Annotated in this window: 18 protein-coding genes; 13 read left to right on the forward strand and 5 right to left on the reverse strand. The window is 64.0% G+C overall.

Features of this window, described 5'->3' with window-relative positions; genetic code table 11:
* Positions 1-20 precede the first annotated feature (20 nt).
* Genes HWE01_RS06330 through HWE01_RS06360 form a run of 7 tightly spaced genes read left to right on the forward strand, consistent with a single transcriptional unit; the run spans position 21 to position 5,955 of the window.
* Entirely contained in the window at positions 21-1,073 is a 1,053-nt protein-coding gene (locus HWE01_RS06330; protein WP_241821334.1) for an ABC transporter ATP-binding protein, read from the forward strand.
* Positions 1,070-1,930, forward strand: coding sequence for an ABC transporter permease (locus tag HWE01_RS06335; protein WP_008333214.1), 861 nt, complete (start codon positions 1,070-1,072; stop codon positions 1,928-1,930). Before HWE01_RS06330 ends, HWE01_RS06335 begins: the two co-directional genes overlap by 4 nt.
* 23 nt (positions 1,931-1,953) lie before the next feature.
* On the forward strand, positions 1,954-2,727 hold the full coding sequence (locus HWE01_RS06340; RefSeq protein ID WP_081486118.1) for an ABC transporter permease: 774 nt from the start codon (positions 1,954-1,956) through the stop codon (positions 2,725-2,727).
* Positions 2,724-3,848: an NAD(P)/FAD-dependent oxidoreductase gene (locus HWE01_RS06345; protein WP_241821335.1), complete on the forward strand. Its 1,125-nt coding sequence runs from the start codon at positions 2,724-2,726 to the stop codon at positions 3,846-3,848. The genes HWE01_RS06340 and HWE01_RS06345 overlap by 4 nt, the downstream gene beginning before the upstream one ends.
* Positions 3,820-4,131 carry a (2Fe-2S)-binding protein gene (locus tag HWE01_RS06350; RefSeq protein ID WP_175345130.1) on the forward strand — a complete coding sequence of 104 codons (312 nt, stop codon included), beginning with the start codon at positions 3,820-3,822 and terminating at the stop codon, positions 4,129-4,131. The genes HWE01_RS06345 and HWE01_RS06350 overlap by 29 nt, the downstream gene beginning before the upstream one ends.
* A complete protein-coding gene (locus HWE01_RS06355) occupies positions 4,128-5,531 on the forward strand; it encodes an NAD(P)/FAD-dependent oxidoreductase (protein ID WP_008333221.1) in 1,404 nt (467 codons plus the stop codon). The genes HWE01_RS06350 and HWE01_RS06355 overlap by 4 nt, the downstream gene beginning before the upstream one ends.
* Positions 5,532-5,583: 52 nt before the next feature.
* The gene (locus tag HWE01_RS06360) at positions 5,584-5,955 is read left to right on the forward strand and encodes a RidA family protein (RefSeq protein ID WP_008333223.1); all 372 of its coding nucleotides are present in this window, start codon (positions 5,584-5,586) and stop codon (positions 5,953-5,955) included.
* 62 nt (positions 5,956-6,017) lie between these two features.
* Here the strand turns inward: HWE01_RS06360 and HWE01_RS06365 are convergent, their stop codons facing one another.
* Positions 6,018-8,093: a TonB-dependent receptor gene (locus HWE01_RS06365; RefSeq protein WP_241821336.1), complete on the reverse strand. Its 2,076-nt coding sequence runs from the start codon at positions 8,091-8,093 to the stop codon at positions 6,018-6,020.
* A gap of 177 nt (positions 8,094-8,270) precedes the next feature.
* On the opposite strand from HWE01_RS06365, the gene HWE01_RS06370 reads away from it, so the two are divergent.
* Complete coding sequence (locus HWE01_RS06370) at positions 8,271-9,188, forward strand: LysR family transcriptional regulator (RefSeq protein WP_241821337.1); 918 nt, start codon at positions 8,271-8,273, stop codon at positions 9,186-9,188.
* 3 nt (positions 9,189-9,191) lie between these two features.
* On the opposite strand, the gene HWE01_RS06375 is transcribed toward HWE01_RS06370, so the two are convergent.
* The 4 genes from HWE01_RS06375 to HWE01_RS06390 all read right to left on the reverse strand — a co-directional run bounded on the left by HWE01_RS06375 (position 9,192) and on the right by HWE01_RS06390 (position 13,807).
* Positions 9,192-9,728 (reverse strand): SRPBCC domain-containing protein, encoded by a 537-nt coding sequence (locus tag HWE01_RS06375; protein WP_241821338.1) that lies wholly within the window; start codon positions 9,726-9,728, stop codon positions 9,192-9,194.
* 363 nt (positions 9,729-10,091) lie between these two features.
* Positions 10,092-11,141: an NAD(P)-dependent alcohol dehydrogenase gene (locus HWE01_RS06380; RefSeq protein WP_008333226.1), complete on the reverse strand. Its 1,050-nt coding sequence runs from the start codon at positions 11,139-11,141 to the stop codon at positions 10,092-10,094.
* Between the two features lie 339 nt (positions 11,142-11,480).
* Positions 11,481-12,545: an aldose epimerase family protein gene (locus HWE01_RS06385; RefSeq protein WP_175344966.1), complete on the reverse strand. Its 1,065-nt coding sequence runs from the start codon at positions 12,543-12,545 to the stop codon at positions 11,481-11,483.
* A complete protein-coding gene (locus HWE01_RS06390) occupies positions 12,542-13,807 on the reverse strand; it encodes a XylR family transcriptional regulator (RefSeq protein WP_008333231.1) in 1,266 nt (421 codons plus the stop codon). The genes HWE01_RS06385 and HWE01_RS06390 overlap by 4 nt, the downstream gene beginning before the upstream one ends.
* Before the next feature lie 334 nt (positions 13,808-14,141).
* Between HWE01_RS06390 and xylF the strand changes: the two genes are divergently transcribed.
* From xylF to HWE01_RS06415, 5 genes are all read left to right on the forward strand, one after another.
* Positions 14,142-15,158 carry a D-xylose ABC transporter substrate-binding protein gene (gene xylF / locus HWE01_RS06395; protein ID WP_008333237.1) on the forward strand — a complete coding sequence of 339 codons (1,017 nt, stop codon included), beginning with the start codon at positions 14,142-14,144 and terminating at the stop codon, positions 15,156-15,158.
* Between the two features lie 100 nt (positions 15,159-15,258).
* Positions 15,259-16,815: a D-xylose ABC transporter ATP-binding protein gene (xylG, locus tag HWE01_RS06400; RefSeq protein ID WP_008333238.1), complete on the forward strand. Its 1,557-nt coding sequence runs from the start codon at positions 15,259-15,261 to the stop codon at positions 16,813-16,815.
* Between the two features lie 23 nt (positions 16,816-16,838).
* Entirely contained in the window at positions 16,839-18,029 is a 1,191-nt protein-coding gene (locus HWE01_RS06405) for a sugar ABC transporter permease (protein WP_008333239.1), read from the forward strand.
* 76 nt (positions 18,030-18,105) lie between these two features.
* Entirely contained in the window at positions 18,106-18,897 is a 792-nt protein-coding gene (gene xylB / locus HWE01_RS06410; RefSeq protein WP_241821339.1) for a D-xylose 1-dehydrogenase, read from the forward strand.
* Between the two features lie 33 nt (positions 18,898-18,930).
* The gene (locus HWE01_RS06415; RefSeq protein WP_241821340.1) at positions 18,931-20,715 is read left to right on the forward strand and encodes an IlvD/Edd family dehydratase; all 1,785 of its coding nucleotides are present in this window, start codon (positions 18,931-18,933) and stop codon (positions 20,713-20,715) included.
* Position 20,716 lies beyond the last annotated feature (1 nt).

The following is a 20,716-nucleotide window of genomic DNA, read 5'->3' on the forward strand; positions in this document are numbered from 1 at the left end:
TCAGACCAGGGGACCCCTCCATGAGCTTTCTTCAATTGAATGGCCTGTCCAAGCACTATGGCGACGTGGTAGCGGTCCGACAGTGCGATCTGTCGGTGGACAAGGGCGAATTCATCAGCCTGCTGGGACCGTCAGGTTGCGGCAAGACCACCACGCTGCAGATGATCGCCGGCTTCGTGCAACCCAGCAGCGGACGCATCCTGCTGGATGGCCGCGACATCACCGAGGTCAAGCCGAGTCGGCGCGGACTGGGCATCGTGTTTCAGAACTACGCCTTGTTCCCGCACATGACGGTGGCGCAGAACGTCTCCTTCGGGATGGAAATGCAGGGACTGCCCGGCGGCGAGCGCAACCGACGGGTTTCGGAAACGCTGGAGCTGGTTCACCTGGGCGCGATGGCGCAACGCTATCCCAAGGAGCTCTCCGGCGGCCAGCGCCAGCGTGTTGCACTGGCACGCGCCCTGGCCGTCCAGCCACCGGTGTTGCTGCTGGATGAACCGATGGGAGCACTGGACGCCAAGCTGCGCGAGGAAATGCAGATCGAACTGCGCGCCCTGCAGCATCGGGTGGGCGTGACCACCATCATGGTCACGCATGACCAGGCAGAAGCCATGACCCTCTCCGACCGCGTGGTCTTGATGAACAAGGGTGGCATCGAACAGATCGGCCGTCCTTACGACATGTACGAACAACCGAACGGACGTTTTTCCTCAACCTTCCTCGGCAAGGCCAACGTGTTCGCCGCTACCCGCGTGCAGGGCCACCATTACGTGGAACTGGAGGGCTATCGTCTGCCGGCAGCAGACCTGGCCACCTGCGGCGAGGTCGAATACATCGTCCGTCCCGAGAAACTCGAATTCACCACGCCCGAGACGGCGCTGCTGGCCGGTCGCGTGCAGGCCCGCGTATTCCTGGGCAATCATTGGCTTTACCAGGTGCAGACACCGCTGGGCCTGGTCCAGATCAGCCAGGCCAACAAGGGCGCTCCCGACTGGGACGAAGGCGATCCGGTCAGCCTGCGCTGGGCACCGGAGCATGCGCGCGTGGTCCCCCGTAGCGGAGCGGCACAATGAGCTCCCGTCCCGGCGCACTGCCTTACTGGATGGGCACGCCCGCAGCCCTGCTCACGCTGGCCTTCGTGGTGTTGCCCCTGGTGATTACCTTGTCGTTGAGTTTCTTCCCCTTCGTGGCCGGTGGCGGCACGGGCGACCATCTCACGCTGTCGCACTATCTCGATATCGCCACCGACGACTACTTCCAGACCATCTTCCTGCGCACCTTCGGGCTGGCCCTGGTGGTCACCCTGATCTGCATCGTCATCGGCGTACCGGAAGCTTACGTGCTCTCGCGCCTGTCGGAACGATGGCGCGCCGTCTCCCTGGTCATCGTGCTGGGACCGCTGCTGATCTCGGTGGTCGTGCGCACCCTGGGCTGGGCCATTCTGCTGGGCAATGAAGGCGTAATCAACAAGGCGCTCATGGCGGTTGGCCTCATCGATACGCCGGTCAAGATCATGTTCACCTTTACCGGTGTGGTGATCGCGCTGGTGCACGTGCTGGTGCCGATGATGGTATTGGCGGTGTGGGCATCCCTGCAAAAGCTCGATCCCGCCACCGAACAGGCCGCCGAATCGCTGGGCGCGGGGCTGGGTACGATCATGCTGCGCATCGTTTTCCCGCAGGTCATCCCGGGGGTGCTCTCGGGTGGCCTGATCGTGTTCTCGCTGGCTGCCAGCGCCTTCGCCACGCCGGCCATCATCGGCGGACGGCGGCTCAAGGTGGTGCCCACGACGATCTACGATGAATTCCTGGGCAATCTCAACTGGCCTCTGGGCGCGGCCCTGTCGGTGGTGTTGCTGGTGATCGTGCTGGCCGTCTCGCTGGGCGTCAACCGCCTGGTGGAGCGACGTTACAAGCAGGTGTTCCAATGAAGACGCGCGTGCCCCTGCCCCTGATGCTGTTCCATCTCGCCTTTGCGACCTTCATGCTGGCGCCGCTGGTGATGGTGGTGTGCGTCTCCTTCACCGACAAGGGATATATCTCGCTGCCCTTCGACGGCGCCTCGCTGCGCTGGTATGGCGCCATCCTGAGCGACGACAGCTTCATGACGGCCTTCTATCGCAGCCTGTGGCTGGGTGTCACGGCGGCGACCCTGGCGACTCTGCTGGCGGTACCGGCCGGCATGGCCATCGCCTGGTATCGCTTCCCCGGCCGGGAGGCACTGCTGGGGCTGCTGTTGTCGCCCCTGATGGTGCCCAACATCGTGCTGGGCATTGCGCTGCTGCGCTTGCTCACCTTGCTGGGTTCGCCCGGTACCGCCTGGGGCCTGACAGTCGCACACACGGTCATCGTGCTGCCCTACGTGCTGCGCCTGGTGGTGGCTGCTGCTACCGGCTTTGACCGCACCATTGCGCAGGCCGCCCAGTCGCTGGGGGCCTCGGCCTGGACCGTGTTCCGGCGGGTGGAGCTGCCACTGCTCATTCCCGGTGTGGCCGGGGGCTGGATCATTGCCTTCATCAACAGCTTCGATGAACTCACCATGTCCATCTTCGTCGCCTCGGCCGGCACCGAGACGCTGCCGGTGAAGATGTACAACCACATCGCCAACACCATTGATCCGCTGCTGGCCTCGGTCTCCACCGTGCTCATCGTGCTCACGCTGGTGCTCATGGCACTGCTGGAACGCTTCTACGGACTGGACCGGATTCTCTCTGGAAAGACATCATGATTTCAACGGATATCGATACCCTCATCATCGGCGGCGGCGTGGTAGGCATGTCCATCGCCTACGGCCTGAGCAAGGCCGGTGAAAGGGTGCTGGTACTGGACGAAGGCGATGATGCCTTCCGCGCCGCACGCGGCAATTTCGGTCTGGTATGGGTACAGGGCAAGGGAGAGGAACGACCCGACTATGCGCGCTGGAGCATGGCCTCGGTGTTGCGCTGGTCGTCCTTTGCACAGGAGCTGACGGCCGGCAACGGCATCGACCTGGAACTGCAACAGATCGGCGGACTGCAATTCTTCCTCAACGACGACGAGCTGCGTGCCTACGTGCAGAAACTGGAACGCCTGCGCGAGGCCGTCGGTGACTATCCCTTCGAGGTACTCGATCCGGTGGCCCTGAAAGAACTCTCACCGTACATCGGACCGGAAGTGGTCGGTGCCGTCTATGGTCCGCGTGATGGTCACGTCAGTCCGTTACGCCTGCTGCGCTCGCTGGTGCAGTCCTTTCATGCACGCGGCGGGGTCCTGCGCAACGGCGTGCACTGTGAGCAGATCGTCCATCGTGCCGGGCAGTTCGAGGTCCGCGCCGGTGGCCAGCAATACGTGGCCGGCAAGCTGGTGCTGGCCGCCGGGCTGGGCAACCGCACGCTGGCTCCGCTGGTCGGACTGGACGCGCCGGTCGCCCCCAATCGCGGCCAGGTGCTGGTGACCGAACGCATGCAGCCGTTTCTGCGCCACCCCTCGGGCCATGTGCGGCAGACAGGCGAAGGCGTGGTCCAGATCGGTGACTCGAAGGAGGACGTCGGTTTTGATGACCGCACCTCGATCGACCAGTTGGCCCATATCGCCAACCGCGCACGTAAATATTTTCCGCTGCTCGATGGCGCCAATGTCGTTCGCACCTGGGGGGCATTGCGGGTGATGACACCGGATGGCTTCCCCATCTACGAGCAGTCGCGTCAATGTCCCGGGGCTTTCCTGGTGACCTGCCACAGCGGCATCACGCTGGCGGCCATGCACGCCGGTCCCCTCTCGGACTGGATCCGGGGTGCTGCCGAGCCAGCCGCCATTTCCACCTTCAAAGCGGAGCGATTCCATGTTCAAGTCGATGCTGACGGCCGATGAAGACCGTCGCCCCGAGGTTGCCATTCTGGTGGACGGCCAGTCCATCAGCGCCAGGGAAGGCGAAAGCCTGGCCACTGCCCTGCTCAATGCGGGAATCAGCCCCTTGCGGCATACCCCGGTATCAGCAAGCCCGCGTGCGCCCTTCTGTCTGATGGGCGTGTGTTTCGATTGCCTGGTCGAAGTCGATGGCCGCCAGAACGTGCAGTCCTGCATGGTCCCGGTGCATGCCGGCATGCAGGTGCGGCTGCCGCACGGCGCGCGTCGCGTGGGAGACCCCGCATGATGGCACCGACCCACGATCTCATCATCATCGGCGCCGGCCCGGCCGGCATGTCGGCGGCCATCAGTGCCGCAGCATTGGGACTGAAGACCTTGCTGCTGGACGAGCAGCCACATCCGGGCGGGCAGATCTATCGCCATGTCACGCAGGTGCCACCCAGGGTGGCCGCCGTGCTGGGTCCGGATTACCTGCATGGACGCGGCCTGGCCGAGCGCCTGCAGCAGTGCGGTGTGGACTATCGCAGCGGCGCCCTGGTATGGGAAATCACCCAGGATCTGGTGCTCACGGTACAACAGGACGAACGTTCCTATCGCTTGCGCGCCCGCCAGATCATCGCCGCCACTGGTGCCATGGAACGCCCTTCGCCACTGCCTGGCTGGACCTTGCCCGGCGTGCTCAATGCGGGCGCCGCGCAGATCGCAATGAAGACCTCGGCCTCGGTACCGCAGGGCCCCGTGGTACTGGCCGGTGCCGGCCCCTTGCTGTTGCTGGTGGCCTGCCAACTGCTGGAGGCCGGTGCCGAGGTGACGGCGGTGGTGCAGACCTCGCCACCCGAGAACCTCAGGCGCGCCCTGCCTCATCTGGCGGCCGCACTGGGGGCAGCGCAGTACCTGATGAAGGGCCTGAAGATGCTGTGGCGTTTGCGCCGGGCCGGCGTACCGCTGTACCAGGGCGCCAGCGCGCTGCGCATCGAGGGCAAGGGTCAGGCCGAACGGGTACGGTTCAGCGTCGGTGCCCGCGACCACACCCTGGCGGCCAAGGTGGTGCTGCTGCACCATGGCGTGGTCCCCAATACGCAGCTGAGTCGCCAGCTGCGCCTGGATCACCGCTGGGATGCCCTCAATCTGTGCTGGACACCCGTCGTGGACGAAGGCGGCCAGACCTCGCTGGAAGGCTTGCGCATCGCTGGCGACGGTGCCGGCATTGCGGGTGCGCGGGCGGCGGAATCGGCAGGGATCATCGCTGCGGCCCATGCCGCCCTGGCCATCGGCAAGTCCGACGCCGCGGCATGCGCCGCCCTGATCGCGCAGGCAGGGGCAGAACGCGCCCGGCATCTGAAGATCCGTCCCTTTCTGGATACGCTCTATCGCCCGCCGCAGTGGCTTGCCAGCCCACCCGATGAGGCCATCGTGTGCCGTTGCGAAGAGGTCAGCGCCGGACAGATCCGCGAGATGGCGCGCCTGGGCTGCCAGGGGCCCAACCAGACCAAATTCTTCAGTCGTTGCGGCATGGGTCCCTGCCAGGGACGCATGTGCGGCCTGAGCGTGACGCAGATCCTGGCGCAGGAGCTGGGCAAGCCACCCGAGGAAGTCGGTGCCTATCACATCCGCACGCCCCTCAAACCGATCGCGCTGGCCTCGCTGGCCGCGCTGGCCGATACCGAACCCCTTGCCTCGGAATGATCCGGCGCAAGGCCATGGCAGTGACATGATCCATCGTTGACAGGAGAATCGCTTGAGCACCACCGACCACAGCATCGAAAGAAAGCACACTAATGCGCGCATGAGCAAGATCGTCAAGTATGGCGGCCTGGTGTACCTGTGCGGACAGACCGCAAGCGGCGGCCCCCATGCGCAGGCCGACATCGCCACCCAGACCACGGAAGTGCTGGCCCGCATCGATGCCCTGCTCAGCGAAGCGGGATCGCACCGCGAGCGTATCCTCTCGACCACCATCTACCTGCGCGACATCAGCGACTTTGCCGCCATGAATGCCGTCTGGGACGCCTGGGTGCCCGCCGGCACCGCCCCGGCCCGGACCACGCTCGAGGCCAGGCTGGGCGCCTCCAGTCTGCTGGTGGAAATGACGGTGGTCGCTGCTCAGTAAGTAGGCCTGCCACAAGGAAGGCGGGCCGCCACGGCGGTGGCAGGCCTGTCCCGCATTTTTGCTCAATACTTCATATTGGCCGAGACATACATCGCCCGTCCGTCCCCGGGGGCATGCCGGGTCTGGTCATTGATCCAGACATATTCATAGTAGCGATTGGCCAGGTTCTTGAGCTGCAGTTCCAGGCTCAGCCTGGGCGTGACCTGATAGGTGGCACTGGCGTTGAAGAGCGTGTAGCCGCCGAACTTGCCACCGGTATTGGCGGTGGTCAGGTAATAGCTGCCCTGGCCGTTGACCGAGGCCGACAGCTTCAGGTCCGCCGTGGCCTGGTAGTCGATGCCACCGGAATACACCTGGCGCGGCACGTGGTCGATTTCCTTGCCGAGGGTGTTGGGTGCGGTCGGGTCCGGCGTGATGATTTCCGATCGCTGGCGCGAATAGGCCAGCCACAGCGTGGTGCGCTTGCCGGCGCGCAGGTTGATCTGCAGGTCGACACCATTGCGCTTGGTCCGTCCCACGTTTTCCGAGTCCCCGGTGGGATCGTTCAGACGACGCTTGACCTCGTCCGAGGCCCGCTGCTCCCACACCGCCACGCGGCCATCAAGCCAGTCCACGGGCGTGAACTTGACGCCGGTTTCCCAGCCCTCATTGATGGAAGGACGCAAGTCGTTGTTGTTGGACTTGTAGGCTGCCGCGCCGGCACCGACCTGGAAGGTACGCCCCCAGTTGGCATAGATGCTGGCCTGGCGGATCGGTGCATACACCACGCTGAGCTTGGGCTGGCGGATATAGCCGTAATCCTGGATGCCATAGCTCACCCCGCGCGAAGGGTCGTTGAAACGTCCACCCACATGGTCCACCCGATAACCGGGAATGATGCGCAGCGCCTCCACGGGCTTGATCACGGCCTGCACATAGGCCCCCACCGTATCGAAGACGAAATGATGATCGCGCGTCTGCGACACACGTACCTGGTTGACCGTGTTGTAGCGCGGGCTCTGGTCCTCCTGGCGCTCCATGCTGAAGCCGCCTTCCAGCGCCAGGTCGCTCATGCCTTCGAACGCCTTCCAGCGCGGGCGGTAGGTAGCATTGGTCAACAGCCCGTAGTGGGTCTCGTCGATGAGGCGCTCCTGCTGCGACGTGGTGGACGAGTAACGCAGCCAGCGCTGGTCACGCACGCGGTTGAGATAAAGCTTGGCAGCGACCGAGAGCTGGTCATCGATGTCGCCATCGAAGTGCAGGCTGACCTGGTCCATCTGGCGGTTGCCGCCATCGGACTGAGCATAGGCATACGAGGAGGTCGGATTGCTGCGCGCATCCTGAGCCGTCAGGTAGCCCGGTTCCTGCGCATGGGCATTGGCGTGGCGGATGCTCAGGCCGGTGCGGTAGCGGCCATCATCACTGGTATAGAACCACTTGCCGGAGAAGGCGATGTTCTCGGCCCGGGCATGATCACGATAACCGTCCGACTTTTCGTAACCGAGGAAATAGTTCTGCGACCAGTTGCCGTTCTCCACGCCCTTGACCACCTGCACCTGGCGCGTATTGAAGCTGCCATAGGTCAGACGCGCTTCATCGTAGTTGCCGCCTTGCCGGGTGACGATGTTGACGTTGCCGGCGATGTTGTGCAGGCCATAGCGCGCATCGTTGGTGCCGCGCACGACCTCGATGCGGGCGATATCGAGCGGGAACAGCGTCCCCAGGAAGGGCATGCCGCCAGCATTGTCGTTGCTGGGGATGCCGTCGATGAGGAGCTTGACCGCATTGACCTCGCCCTCGCCGTTGAAGCCGCGAAAGGACAGCTTGCCGGACTCGTTGCCCTGGCGGAACTGAGTCAGCATCACACCCGGCGACTGCGCGAACAGTTCCCAGTTGTATTGCACCTGCTGTTGCTGGATACGATCCGCGCCGATCAGGTCGACCGAAGTCAGCACGTTATTGAGCTGCAGCGGACCGCTGCGGCGCGCGCTTACTTCCACGGTGCCCAGCGTCAGCGAGGAATCCTCGTCGGCGCCGGCTGACTGCGCCGTGGCCAGGGGCGCAGCCCCCAGGGCCAGCAGGCCGGACAAGGCCGTGAGTTTGAAAATGGGTCGGGCGCGATGCAGCGGCCTGGGCCGGCGGGCAGAGTGGAGCGTCATTGGTCTTGTAGTAGGCAGAACATGCGGCCTCCCCCGGCAGCCACGCCGCCGTCCCCTGGATGCCGCATGGGAAATCAGGAGCGGCAAGGATAAGCTGGTATGACCACTTGTTGAATGTGGCAATTTGTCGCAGGGGCTTGCTACCATGCGTCATTTCTCCCTGCTGATTCTGCGCGCATGAAAAAACCGGACCTCCGCACGCTCGACCTGAACCTGCTCAAGGCATTGGCCGCCCTGCTCGACGAACGCAACGTCACGCGCGCGGCGGCACGACTGGGCGTAAGCCAGCCTGCCATGAGCGGCATCCTCACGCGGCTGCGCGAGAATTTCGATGACCCTCTGTTTGCCCGCAGCCAGCGTGGCATCGTGCCCACGCCACGGGCGCTGGAACTGGCGCAACCGGTGCAGCGCGTGCTGCGTGATATCGATGGCTTGCTGCATCCGCCGGTGTTCGATCCGGCCACGGCCCATCTGGATTTCACCATCGCCGCAACCGACTATGCCTTGCGCGCGGTCGCCCTGCCCTTCCTGACGGCGCTCAAGCAGCATGCCCCGTTCATCCGCGTGGCACTGGCGTCAATGGAAGATGCACCGCTGCAGGAGCGGCTGGAACGCGGCGAGATCGACCTGGCGCTGACTACGCCCCAGGATACACCGCCGGGACTGCATGCGCGGCGGCTGTTCGAGGAACACTACGTCTGCGCGATGCGTGAGGATCATCCGGTGGTGCGGGGACAACGGCTATCGCTCAAGCAGTTCTGCGCGCTGGATCATGCGCTGGTGTCGTATGCGGGCGATCCCTTCCACGGCGTCACCGACGAAGCGCTGGCGCAGCGCGGCCTGCAGCGGCGCGTGAGCCTGTCGGTGAAACGTTTCCTGGTGTTGCCGGAGATCTTGCGCAGCACCGACCTGGTGGCCGTGGTGCCGTCCAGGCTGGTGGCCGGGGTAGAGGGCCTGAAGCTGTTGTCGCCGCCGCTGGAGATCACCGGCTTCACCAAGACGGCGGCATGGCACGAGCGCACGCACCGCGATCCGGCGCAGCGCTGGCTGCGGCAACTGCTCTTCGCCACCGCCGGGCTGGTGCCGCTGCGATGATCCTCAACGCAGCGCGGCGGCCTCTGCGGCGGCGCGCGCCAGGCCGGTGATCCATTCCTGGTGGGCATTGAGCATGGGATTGGGCAAGGTGGCTGCCAGCTCGCGCGCGGGCTGGCCGTTCTGGGTCTCCTGCGTGAGGATGCGCACGCGGCCGCCCTCCAGGTCTTCGAACAGCCATGCGTGGTGGACATCCAGACGCTGCGCGGCATCGCCCTCGACCCAGCCGTGCCAGGCGATGCGCGCAGCCTGGCCGGGTTGGGGCGGCAGGTATTCGGTCACTTCCGCCTCGACCGCAAAACCGAAGGTCGTAAAGCGAAAGCGCGCGCCCGCCGACAGCAGCGGGCCGCTGTCATCGTGGAAGCGAATCTCGCTGGCATTGCCGTAATAGCCGGGCCAGGCACGCGTGTCGTTGAGCAGCGGCCACACCTGGGCGGCCGAGAGACCGGCGATGATCACTTCATTGGAGACATAGTTGTCGGTGGTACCGGGCAGATAGCCGGCCGGCCAGATGATGGCGGCCTGGGTGGTGATGGCAGACATGATTTTCCTTGGCGGATGGTTGGACAGGTCTGCATGATGCGGTTCGTCCAGTTATTACGCCAATCCTGAAAACCGATGATCGATATCGGTAAAAATGATATCTGCCGTAAGCGAAGTCGCGGTGGAACAAGGCAATGTTGCCTCAGGGTGCGTAAAAGGTAATGTCTCCGCTGCGTGGCGTATAGCCCTGGGATAGAGCCGGTCTCCGAAGCGCATTATCTCGGCGGGGAAGTCGTCAAGGCGTGAGCCGTCATCGGTCACTTCGCTCTGCCTTCAAAAAACGGGCGGGCACCTCGTGGGTGCCCGCCCGTTTGCGTTCGACGCGGTATGGCGTCAGCAGCAGTTCATCAGTTCATCAGTTCATCAGGCCGCCATGCTGGCATTGTCGATCACGAAGCGATACTTGATGTCGCCCTTGAGCATGCGCTCGTAGGCGGTGTTGATTTCCTCGGCGCGGATCAGCTCGATGTCGGCCACGATGTTGTGCCTGGCGCAGAAGTCCAGCATTTCCTGGGTTTCGGGGATGCCACCGATCAACGAACCGGCCAGCGAACGACGCTTCATGATGAGATTGAAGACATTCGGCGACGGGTGCGGCGTGGCCGGCGCACCGACCAGGGTCATGGTGCCGTCGCGCTTCAACAGACCCAGCAAGGCATCCAGGTCATGCGGTGCGGCCACGGTGTTGAGGATGAAGTCGAAGCTGTTGGCATGTGCGGCCATCTCTTCGGCGTTGCGCGAGATCACGACTTCGTCGGCACCCAGGGCCTTGGCATCGGCACGCTTGGATTCCGAGGTGGTGAAGGCCACCACGTGGGCGCCCATGGCATGCGCAATCTTGATGCCCATGTGGCCGAGACCGCCGATGCCGACCACGCCGACCTTCTTGCCGGGACCGGCGCCCCAGTGACGCAGCGGCGAATAGGTGGTGATGCCGGCACACAGCAGCGGTGCGACGGCAGCCAGGTCGGCTTCCGGATGGCGGATGGTCAGCACGTAGCGCTCATGCACCACGATCTGCTGCGAATAGCCGCCCATGGTCCAGCCAGGGGCGTCATCGGTCTGGCCGTTGTAGGTGCCGACCATGCCGTCGCAATAGTTTTCCAGGCCTTCTTCGCAGTCCGGGCAGGTCTGGCAGCTGTCGACGATACAACCTACGCCGACCAGATCACCGACCTTGAACTTGCTGACGTGATTGCCGACGGCGGCGACGCGGCCCACGATCTCGTGGCCGGGCACGCACGGATATTGGGTGCCGGCCCATTCGGAACGGACCTGGTGCAGGTCGGAATGGCAGATGCCGCAATAGGCGATGTCGATCTGCACGTCGTGCGCTCCGGTGGCGCGGCGGGTGATTTCGAGATGTTCAATCGGCTTGTCGGCGGCGTGGGCACCATAAGCGTGGACTTGCATGGGGATCTCCTCAGTAAGCGGGCCAATAAGCTGGCGTTGAGAATGAACAGGTCAGGGGGTGGGCAACCTGTCATGAAAATGGACTATTTTGGCGTGTGGCAAGGCGCAAAGACAGACCTATTCCGCGACGATTCTTGCCTGAAATTCCGGCGCCATGCTGAACCAGGCGAGTCATTCCCGCGCCATCGGCCACCACCGCGCGAGTCGGCGCAACGCCAAGCAGGCGCATTGCGTGCGAGCTTGCCGATTCTGCTTCATCCTGGAGTCAGGAGCCATGCCGGATTGCCGCAACAGGTGCGCTACGGCATCGATGCCGACGAGTCGCACGACGCAACGCAGTCAGTCCCGCACCCCCAGGCGATACACCGTAGTCTGCCGATACACCTGCCCCGGCCGCAGGATCACCGCTTCGCGCAGCGGCGTGTTGACCTGGTCCGGATAGGACTGCGCCTCCAGGCAGAAGCCATCATGGATCGCATAAGGCTGCTCACCCCGCCCCTGCACGCCGGAGAGGAAATTGCCGCTGTAGAACTGCAGCCCGGTCTCGGTGGTGGAGACGCGCAATTCACGCCCCGACCCCGGCTCGTAGACGCTGGCCACTTCGCGCAAGCTCTGCGCCACGCGGCTCTCGCCCGGTGCCGGTTCGTGCTCGCTGCGCAGGCAATAGCAGTGGTCGAAGCCGCCGGCCAGTTTCAGTTGCGGATCGGGCCAGTCCAGGCGCGGGCCGATGGGGGCAGGCTGGCGGAAGTCGAAGGCGCTGCCGGCCACGTCCGCCCGGCCTTCCGGAATCAGCCTGGCATCGACCTGCAGGTAACCATCGGCCTCGATGGCGATGATGTGGTCGCGGATGTCGGATGTTCCGCCATTGAGATTGAAATACGCATGCGAAGTCAGATTGACGGGCGTGGCCGCATCGCTGGTGGCAGTGTAATCGATGCGCAACTGGCCCTCGTCATCCAGGCGGTACAGCACCGACGCCATCACCGTGCCGGGAAAACCCGCCTGCCCGGCCGGCGAGACCAGCATCAGGCGCAGACCTTCCGGATCGGGCTGCACCTGCCAGCGCTGGGCATGGAAACCTTCGCGGCCGCCATGCAGATGGTTCTCGCCTTCATTGCAATCGACCTGGTGCGCCACGCCGTCGAGTTCAAAACGACCGCCCGCGATGCGGTTTCCCCAGCGCCCGACGATGGCGCCGAAATACGCCGGGTTGTGCGCGTATTGCTCGACCCGCTCAAAGCCCAGCAGGACATCGGCCTCACGGCCATAGCGATCAGGTGCCCACCAGTTGACCATGGTGGCGCCGAGGTCGCTGATGGTCACGCGCATGCCGGTGTGGTTGCGCAAGGTGTAGAGACGGATGCCGTCAGCGGAGGTGGTGTGCGAGAGGGTGAAGTGCGTCATTTTGTGGTGGTAAGAAGGGAGGGTCCCGTGGTTTTCTTCTTGGGTCGGACGGCGGAGGCCGACGGTGCAGCCGAGCGCTCCAGTCCGGCGGCGAATTGTTCCTGATATTCCCTGGGCGTGCAGCCCAGTTCGCGCTTGAAGACGGCGTGCAGATACTGCACGGTGGTGAAGCCGCAGCTGACCGCGATCTCGGCCGCATGGCTGCCGGCCTGCTCCAGCATGCGCTTGGCGGCCTCCAGCTTGAAGCGCAGGATCTCGTCATGCACGCTGCGCCCCAGCTCACGGCGGAAATACCATTCCAGCGAAGAGCGCGAGATGCCCACGTAGTCAGCCACCTGGTCGGTCTTGATGCCCTGGCAGGCGTACTGGCGGATGAAGTGCAGCGCCTGCATCACGTGCGGGTGATTGCGCACCTCGTGGCGGCTGGAGGCCAGCACGTTGATGCCCACGGGCGGCACCATGATGCGCGTGTCCGGAAAACGCGCCCCGTGCAGCATCTGGTGCAGCAGGTGGGCCGCAGTGCGGCCCATCTCCACGCTGCCCTGGATCACCGAACTCAAGGGAATGCGCGTCAACACCCGGGCCAGCGGGTCATTGTCGATACCGATCAGAGCAACCTGCTCCGGCACGGCAATACCGGCAAACAGACATGCCTGCAGCAACTGGCGCGCCCGCGCATCGGTGACCGCGATGATGCCCACCGGCTTGGGCAGGCTGCGCACCCAGGCGATCTGCTGCTCCACGGCGGTATCCCAGGATTGCGCACTGGTGCCCACGCCGCGGTAGATGTGGCCGGTGATGCCATCGGCCCCGGTGAGGTCGGTGAAGATGCGCTCGCGCTCCTGCGCCCAGCGGTTGCAGGGCGACTCGGGCAGGCTGAACAGGGCGAAATGCTGCAGCCCCGCTTCGATCAGATGGTCGTAGGCCAGCTTGACCATCTTGTAGTTGTCGGTGGCCACATAAGGCCGGTTGGCGGGATATTGCGAAGGGTCGGCATAGGAGCCGCCGATGGCCACCACCGGCAGCTGCACGCCTTCCAGCGCTGCGGTCGTCACCGGATCGTCGAAGTCGGCAATGATGCCGTGTCCGGCCCAGCGTTCGATGCCCTGTGGGCGGCAGCGGAAATCCTCCTCCAGGTACAAGTCCCAGGAAGCGCGGGTGCTGCTGATGTATTCGCCGATGCCGGAAATGATTTCCCGATCGAAGATCTTGTTGCCATTGAAGAGCAACGCAATCCGGTGCACCGTGGGTGCTTTTGCCACGCTGTGTCTCCTGTCTGGCGGCGTCGGTGCGCAATGACCGCGCCGTTTTTTTGTCTGGTGAAGAATTGTAGCGAGCCACGGTCGCACTGACCGGTATGTGCTCCTGCAACAAAAAGAATCACTAAGCCGTTTGGTGAATTTCGTAATTGTAGAGGGGATTGGCCCGGGGCTAGTATCCCCCTCGCACCATCATGCGGCGTGACCCCACCCCGACAAGCTCGGCCCCACGCGCCCCCGGAAGCGATTGCCCCAAAACGGGCCAGCGGTTCCACCCGGACACGTCGCTTCAAAAATCATAATCAATTCAAATTCAATTCAAATCGGAGACTGGACTATGAAGGCAATGCTGAAGAAGACCGTATTGGCGCTGATGACCGTAACCACCCTGTCCATGGTGGCCGGCAGCGCCATGGCCGACGCCAAGAACCCCAAGATCGGTTTTTCCATCGATGACCTGCGCGTGGAGCGCTGGGCGCGCGACCGCGACTTCTTCACCGCCGCCGCCGAGAAGCTGGGCGCCAAGGTCTACGTGCAATCGGCCGATGCCAGCGAGCAACGCCAGATCTCCCAGATCGAGAACCTGATCTCGCGCGGCGTGGACGTGATCGTGATCGTCCCCTTCAACGCCACGGTGCTGACCAACACCATCAAGGAAGCCAAGAAGGCCGGCATCAAGGTGCTCTCCTATGACCGCCTGATCCTCAACGCCGACGTCGATGCCTACATCTCCTTCGACAACGAGAAGGTTGGTGAAATGCAGGCCGAAGGCATCCTGAAGGTCAAGAACAAGGGCAACTTCTTCCTCCTGGGCGGCTCGCCCACCGACAACAACGCCAAGATGTTCCGTGAAGGCCAGATGAAGGCCTTGAAGCCCTACATCGACAAGGGCGACATCAAGATCGTCGGCCAGCAATGGGTCAAGGAATGGAGCCCGACCGAAGCCCTGTCCATCGTCGAGAATGCGCTCACGGCCAACAACAACAAGATCGACGCCATCGTGGCCTCCAACGACGGCACCGCCGGTGGTGCGATCCAGGCCCTGGCCGCACAGAAGCTGGCCGGCAAGGTACCGGTCTCGGGTCAGGATGCCGACCTGGCTGCGGTCAAGCGCGTGGTGGCCGGCACCCAGACCATGACCGTCTACAAGCCCCTGAAGCAGATCGCCACCGAAGCAGCCAAGCTGTCCGTGCAACTGGCCCGCAACGAAAAACCGACCTACAACGCCCAGTATGACAACGGCTTCAAGAAGGTCGACAGCCTGCTGTTGAAACCCATCCTGCTGACCAAGGAAAACGTCAAGGTCCTGGTCGATGACGGCTTCTACACCCAGGCCCAGATCGACGGCCGCTGATCCCTGAGTCAAGCATGCCGGCTGCTCCCCCCGAGGCAGCCGGCATCGCCGTCTGCGCGCCCGGCGCGCAGACCCCGGAGACTTACTGGAAAGAACAGGCATGTCCGAGTATCTGTTAGAAATGAAAGGCATCGTCAAGAGCTTTGGCGGTGTGCGTGCCCTGGACGGCATCGACATCAAGATCCGGCCCGGTGAATGCGTGGGCCTGTGCGGTGAAAACGGCGCGGGCAAGTCGACGCTGATGAAGATCCTCTCTGGTGTCTATCCCCATGGCACCTGGGATGGCGAGATCCTGTGGGACGGCAAACCGCTCAAGGCCCATTCGGTGCGCGACACCGAAGCCGCCGGCATCGTCATCATCCACCAGGAACTGATGCTGGTGCCCGAACTGTCGGTGGCCGAGAACATCTTCATGGGCCACGAGATCACCCTGCCGGGTGGCCGCATGAACTACCCCGCCATGTATCGCCGCGCCGAAGAACTGATGCGCGAACTGAACATGCCGGACATCAACGTCACCCTGCCGGTCTCGCAATATGGCGGTGGTCACCAGCAGCTGGTGGAAATCGCCAAGGCGCTCAACAAGGATGCGCGCCTGCTGATCCTGGACGAACCCTCGTCGTCACTGACCGCCTCCGAAATCGCGGTGCTGTTGAAGATCATCAAGGACCTGAAGGCGCGCGGCGTGGCCTGCGTCTACATCTCGCACAAGCTCGACGAAGTCGCCGAGATCTGCGACACCATCTCGGTCATCCGCGATGGCAGGCACATCGCCACCACGCCCATGCAGGAGATGGATGTGGACAAGATCATCACGCAGATGGTCGGCCGCGAAATCACCGCCATGTATCCCGAGCGCAATCACAGCATCGGTGAGGTGGTGCTGGAGGCGCGCAACATCACCTGCTACGACATCGACAATCCGCGCCGCAAGCGCGTCGATGACGTCTCCTTCTCGGTGCGCCGGGGCGAGATCCTGGGCATTGCCGGGCTGGTCGGTGCCGGTCGCACCGAACTGGTATCGGCCATCTTTGGCGCCTATCGCGGACGCTACGAAGGGCAGGTCCTGCTGGAAGGCAAGCCGGCCGATACCGGCTCGCCCCTGAAGTCGATCCGTCAGGGTCTGTGCATGGTGCCGGAAGATCGCAAGCACCATGGCATCGTGCCGGATCTGGATGTGGGGCAGAACATCACCCTGACGGTCCTGAACCGCTTCTCGCGCGGCACCCGCATCGACAGCAGTGCCGAGCTCAAGACCATCCAGGACGAGATCAGCCGTCTGCGCGTCAAGACCGCCACCCCCTTTCTGCCCATCACGGGCCTCTCGGGCGGCAACCAGCAAAAGGCGGTGCTCTCCAAGATGCTGCTGGCCCAGCCCAAGGTGCTGATCCTGGACGAACCCACACGCGGGGTGGACGTGGGCGCCAAGGCCGAGATCTACCGGCTCATTTCCGAGCTGGCCAAGCTGGGACTGGCCATCATCATGGTTTCTTCCGAGCTGGCCGAGGTGCTGGGCGTGTCGGACCGCGTGCTGGTGATCGGCGAAGGCAAATTGCGCGGCGACTTCGTCAACGACAAGCTGAGCCAGGAAACCGTGCTGGCCGCCGCCATCAACCAGGCTGTCCCGCAGGCGTCGCCAGGCGCGGTGGCCGTCTGAAACAATCACAAGGTGAATTCGGTATGACTACAAGCAATCTGAGCAGCGCCGCTGGTGGCGCCATGGGCGGGGCCGGCGGCATGGCCAATCTCAAGCTGGTATTTCGCCGCTACAAGATCATTGCGCTGTTGATCGCCATCACCATCATCTGGGGCTTCTTCAGCTTCATGACCGATGGCGGCTTCCTCACGCCCCGCAATCTCTCCAACCTGCTGCGCCAGATGTCGGTGACCGGCATCCTGGCCTGCGGCATGGTGCTGGTCATCATCGCCGGTGAAATCGACCTGTCTGTGGGTTCGCTCCTGGGTCTGCTGGGCGGCATCGCCGCGCTGCTGGACGTGAGCCATCACCTGCCGCTGGCGCTGAACCTGGTGCTGGCACTGGGCTTCGGCCTGGGACTGGGGCTGTTGAACGGCTACATGACCGCTTATCTGGGCATTCCCTCCTTCATCGTCGGCCTGGGCGGCATGCTGGCCTTCCGTGGCATCCTGCTGGGCGTCACCGGCGGCATGACCATTGCCCCGGTGTCCGACAACATGGTCTATCTGGGCCAGGGCTACCTGCCGCCGCAGATCGGGATGGCGCTGGGCATCGCCCTGTTCGTGCTGGCGCTGGCCCTGACCTGGATGAGCCGCGTCAACCGCAGCCGCCACGGCCTGCCGCTGGCAGCGCTCTGGCGCGATGGCCTCAAGGTGCTGGTCATCGGCGCGGTACTGCTGGCCTTCATCCGTACGCTCAACAGCTACGATGGCATCCCCGTACCGGTGCTGCTGTTGCTGGGGCTGCTGGGACTGTTCAGCTACGTGAGCACGCAGACCGTCTTTGGCCGCCGCATCTATTCGGTGGGCAGCAACATGGAAGCCACCCGTCTCTCCGGGGTGAACGTGCAGGCGGTCAAGCTGTGGGTATTCGGCATCATGGGCGTGATGTGTGCACTGGCCGGACTGGTCAATACGGCGCGCCTGGCGGCCGGTTCGCCCTCGGCGGGCAACATGGGCGAACTCGATGCGATTGCGGCCTGCTTCATCGGCGGCACTTCCATGCGCGGCGGCTCCGGCACCATCTATGGTGCCCTGATCGGCGCGCTGGTGATGGCCAGCCTCGACAACGGCATGTCCATGCTGGACGTGGGCACCTACTGGCAGATGATCGTCAAGGGCAGCATCCTGGTGCTGGCAGTGTGGGTCGATGTGAGTACCCGTTCTGGCCGCTGACCGGCACAACACCGAAATCATTTATATCGTTTCCGGGCCGTCTCGGCGGCCCATCCTATCCTCTGGAGTAGCAAGCATGACCGCAGCCATCCCCCCCGTCTTCGAACACGCCCTCTATCGCAGCCTCGCCGGCAAGCGGGTCGTCATTACCGGCGGCGGCAGCGGCATCGGGGCGGCACTGGTGGAAGCCTTCGTCGGCCAGGGTGCACAGGTCTGCTTCCTGGATATCGCCGTCGAACCCTCGCAAGCGCTGGTGGCCTCGCTCAAGGACGCCGCTGTCGCACCGCGCTTCTTCCCCTGCAACCTGATGAACCTGGAAGCGCTGCGCGCCACCTTCACCGACATCGAGACCGCCATGGGCGGGGTCGATATCCTCATCAACAACGCCGCCAACGATGACCGCCACAAGACCGCCGACGTCACCCCCGGCTACTGGGATGAACGCCTGGCGGTCAACCTGCGCCACCAGTTCTTCTGCGCCCAGGCCGTGCTGCCGGGCATGCGTGAACGCAAAAGCGGCGTGATCCTCAATTTCGGCTCCATCTCCTGGCACCTGGGCCTGCCCGACCTGACCCTGTACATGACCGCCAAGGCCGGCATCGAAGGCATGACGCATGGTATGGCACGCGACTTCGGCCGTGACGGCGTACGCGTCAACGCCATCATCCCCGGCGCCATCCGCACCCCGCGCCAGACCCTGCTGTGGCACACCCCCGAAGAAGAGGCGAAAATCCTGGCTGCGCAATGCCTGCCTGTCCGTGTCGATCCGCATGATGTCGCTGCTCTCGCGCTGTTCCTGTCTTCCGACAGCGGCGCCAAGTGCACCGGCCGCGAGTACTACGTCGATGCCGGCTGGCTGGGCGCGTAACTTATCCACACGCCTTTCGGCCCGGAGGAATCCATGAACAAGCCACACGCCACACCCCGTCGCTTCCGCTCCCAGGACTGGTTCGACAATCCCGACCACATCGACATGACCGCGCTCTACCTGGAGCGCTTCATGAACTACGGCATCACCGCCGAGGAGCTGCGCTCGGGCCGTCCCATCATCGGTATCGCACAGAGCGGCAGCGATATCAGTCCCTGCAACCGCATTCATCTGGAACTGGCCAAGCGGGTGCGCGACGGTATCCGCGATGCGGGGGGCATTCCCATGGAGTTCCCGCTGCATCCCGTCTTCGAGAACTGCCGCCGTCCCACCGCCGCCATCGACCGCAACCTGGCCTACCTGGGCCTGGTGGAAATCCTGCATGGCTATCCCATCGATGCCGTGGTGCTCACCACCGGCTGCGACAAGACCACGCCCTCGCAGATCATGGCGGCAGCCACCGTCGATATCCCGGCCATCGTGCTCTCGGGCGGCCCCATGCTGGACGGCTGGATGGATGGCGAACTGGTCGGTTCCGGTTCGGCTATCTGGAAGGGCCGCAAGCTGCTCTCGGCCGGCAGCATCGACAACGAGAAATTCCTGGAGATCGCCGCTGCCTCCGCGCCCTCTTCCGGCCACTGCAACACTATGGGCACCGCCTCCACCATGAACGCCATGGCCGAAGCCCTGGGCATGTCGCTGACAGGCTGCTCGGCCATCCCCGCCCCCTATCGCGAGCGCGGCCAGATGGCCTATGAAACCGGCCGCCGCATCGTCGGCATGGCCTACGAAGACCTGCGTCCATCGGCCATCCTCACGCGCGAGGCCTTCCTCGATGCCATCGTCGTCAATGCCGCCATCGGCGGCTCCACCAATGCCCAGCCGCACATCATGGCCATGGCGCGCCATGCAGGCGTGGAACTGCATTCGGAGGACTGGATGCAATACGGTTACGACGTGCCGCTGCTGCTGAACATGCAGCCGGCCGGCAAATACCTGGGTGAACGCTTCCACCGCGCCGGCGGGGTGCCGGCCATCATGTGGGAACTGCAGCAGGCCGGCAAGCTGCGCGCCGATCGTATCACCGCCACCGGCAAGACCATGGCCGAAAACCTGCAAGGCCGTCAGTCGCAGGACAGGGAAATGATTTACGCATTTTCCGCACCGCTGCGCGAACGCGCCGGTTTCCTGGTGTTGAAGGGCAACCTGTTCGACTTCGCCATCATGAAGACCAGCGTCATTTCGCAAGCCTTCCGCGAGCACTATCTCAGCACGCCCGGCCAGGAAAACATCTTCGAATGCCGCGCCGTGGTCTTCGATGGTTCGGACGACTATCACGCCCGCATCAACGATCCTGCGCTAAAGATCGACGAAAACACCCTGCTGGCCATCCGTGGCGCCGGTCCGGTAGGCTGGCCCGGCTCGGCCGAGGTGGTCAACATGCAGCCGCCGGACGCGCTCATCAAGCGTGGCGTATCGACCCTGCCCACGTTGGGTGATGGCCGCCAGTCGGGCACCTCCGACAGTCCGTCCATTCTCAACGCCTCGCCCGAGAGCGCCGTCGGCGGTGGCCTGGCCTACCTGCGCGATGGCGACCGCGTCCGCATCGACCTCAACACCGGCCAATGCAACATGCTCATCAGCGAGGAAGAGCTGGCGCGCCGCAAGGGTGAAGGTATCCCGCCGGTACCGCCCAGCCAGACACCGTGGCAGGAAATCTATCGCAGCACGGTCGGCCAGCTGGAGACCGGTGCCTGCATGGAGCTGGCCCTGAAGTACCAGGGCGTGGCACAAACCCTGCCGCGACACAATCACTGAC

Origin of the sequence: Herbaspirillum sp. C7C8 (assembly GCF_022627875.1) — a bacterium.
GTDB lineage: Bacteria > Pseudomonadota > Gammaproteobacteria > Burkholderiales > Burkholderiaceae_D > Herbaspirillum.

What these genes read in the sequence shown, in the direction of transcription:
- HWE01_RS06330 (WP_241821334.1), top strand. Translation starts at nt 21, where the DNA reads ATGAGCTTTCTTCAATTGAATGGCCTGTCCAAGCACTATGGCGACGTG.
- HWE01_RS06335 (WP_008333214.1), top strand. Translation starts at nt 1,070, where the DNA reads ATGAGCTCCCGTCCCGGCGCACTGCCTTACTGGATGGGCACGCCCGCA.
- HWE01_RS06340 (WP_081486118.1), top strand. Translation starts at nt 1,954, where the DNA reads ATGCTGTTCCATCTCGCCTTTGCGACCTTCATGCTGGCGCCGCTGGTG.
- HWE01_RS06345 (WP_241821335.1), top strand. Translation starts at nt 2,724, where the DNA reads ATGATTTCAACGGATATCGATACCCTCATCATCGGCGGCGGCGTGGTA.
- HWE01_RS06350 (WP_175345130.1), top strand. Translation starts at nt 3,820, where the DNA reads ATGTTCAAGTCGATGCTGACGGCCGATGAAGACCGTCGCCCCGAGGTT.
- HWE01_RS06355 (WP_008333221.1), top strand. Translation starts at nt 4,128, where the DNA reads ATGATGGCACCGACCCACGATCTCATCATCATCGGCGCCGGCCCGGCC.
- HWE01_RS06365 (WP_241821336.1), bottom strand. Translation starts at nt 8,093, where the DNA reads ATGACGCTCCACTCTGCCCGCCGGCCCAGGCCGCTGCATCGCGCCCGA.
- HWE01_RS06370 (WP_241821337.1), top strand. Translation starts at nt 8,271, where the DNA reads ATGAAAAAACCGGACCTCCGCACGCTCGACCTGAACCTGCTCAAGGCA.
- HWE01_RS06375 (WP_241821338.1), bottom strand. Translation starts at nt 9,728, where the DNA reads ATGTCTGCCATCACCACCCAGGCCGCCATCATCTGGCCGGCCGGCTAT.
- HWE01_RS06380 (WP_008333226.1), bottom strand. Translation starts at nt 11,141, where the DNA reads ATGCAAGTCCACGCTTATGGTGCCCACGCCGCCGACAAGCCGATTGAA.
- HWE01_RS06385 (WP_175344966.1), bottom strand. Translation starts at nt 12,545, where the DNA reads ATGACGCACTTCACCCTCTCGCACACCACCTCCGCTGACGGCATCCGT.
- xylF (WP_008333237.1), top strand. Translation starts at nt 14,142, where the DNA reads ATGAAGGCAATGCTGAAGAAGACCGTATTGGCGCTGATGACCGTAACC.
- xylG (WP_008333238.1), top strand. Translation starts at nt 15,259, where the DNA reads ATGTCCGAGTATCTGTTAGAAATGAAAGGCATCGTCAAGAGCTTTGGC.
- HWE01_RS06405 (WP_008333239.1), top strand. Translation starts at nt 16,839, where the DNA reads ATGACTACAAGCAATCTGAGCAGCGCCGCTGGTGGCGCCATGGGCGGG.
- xylB (WP_241821339.1), top strand. Translation starts at nt 18,106, where the DNA reads ATGACCGCAGCCATCCCCCCCGTCTTCGAACACGCCCTCTATCGCAGC.
- HWE01_RS06415 (WP_241821340.1), top strand. Translation starts at nt 18,931, where the DNA reads ATGAACAAGCCACACGCCACACCCCGTCGCTTCCGCTCCCAGGACTGG.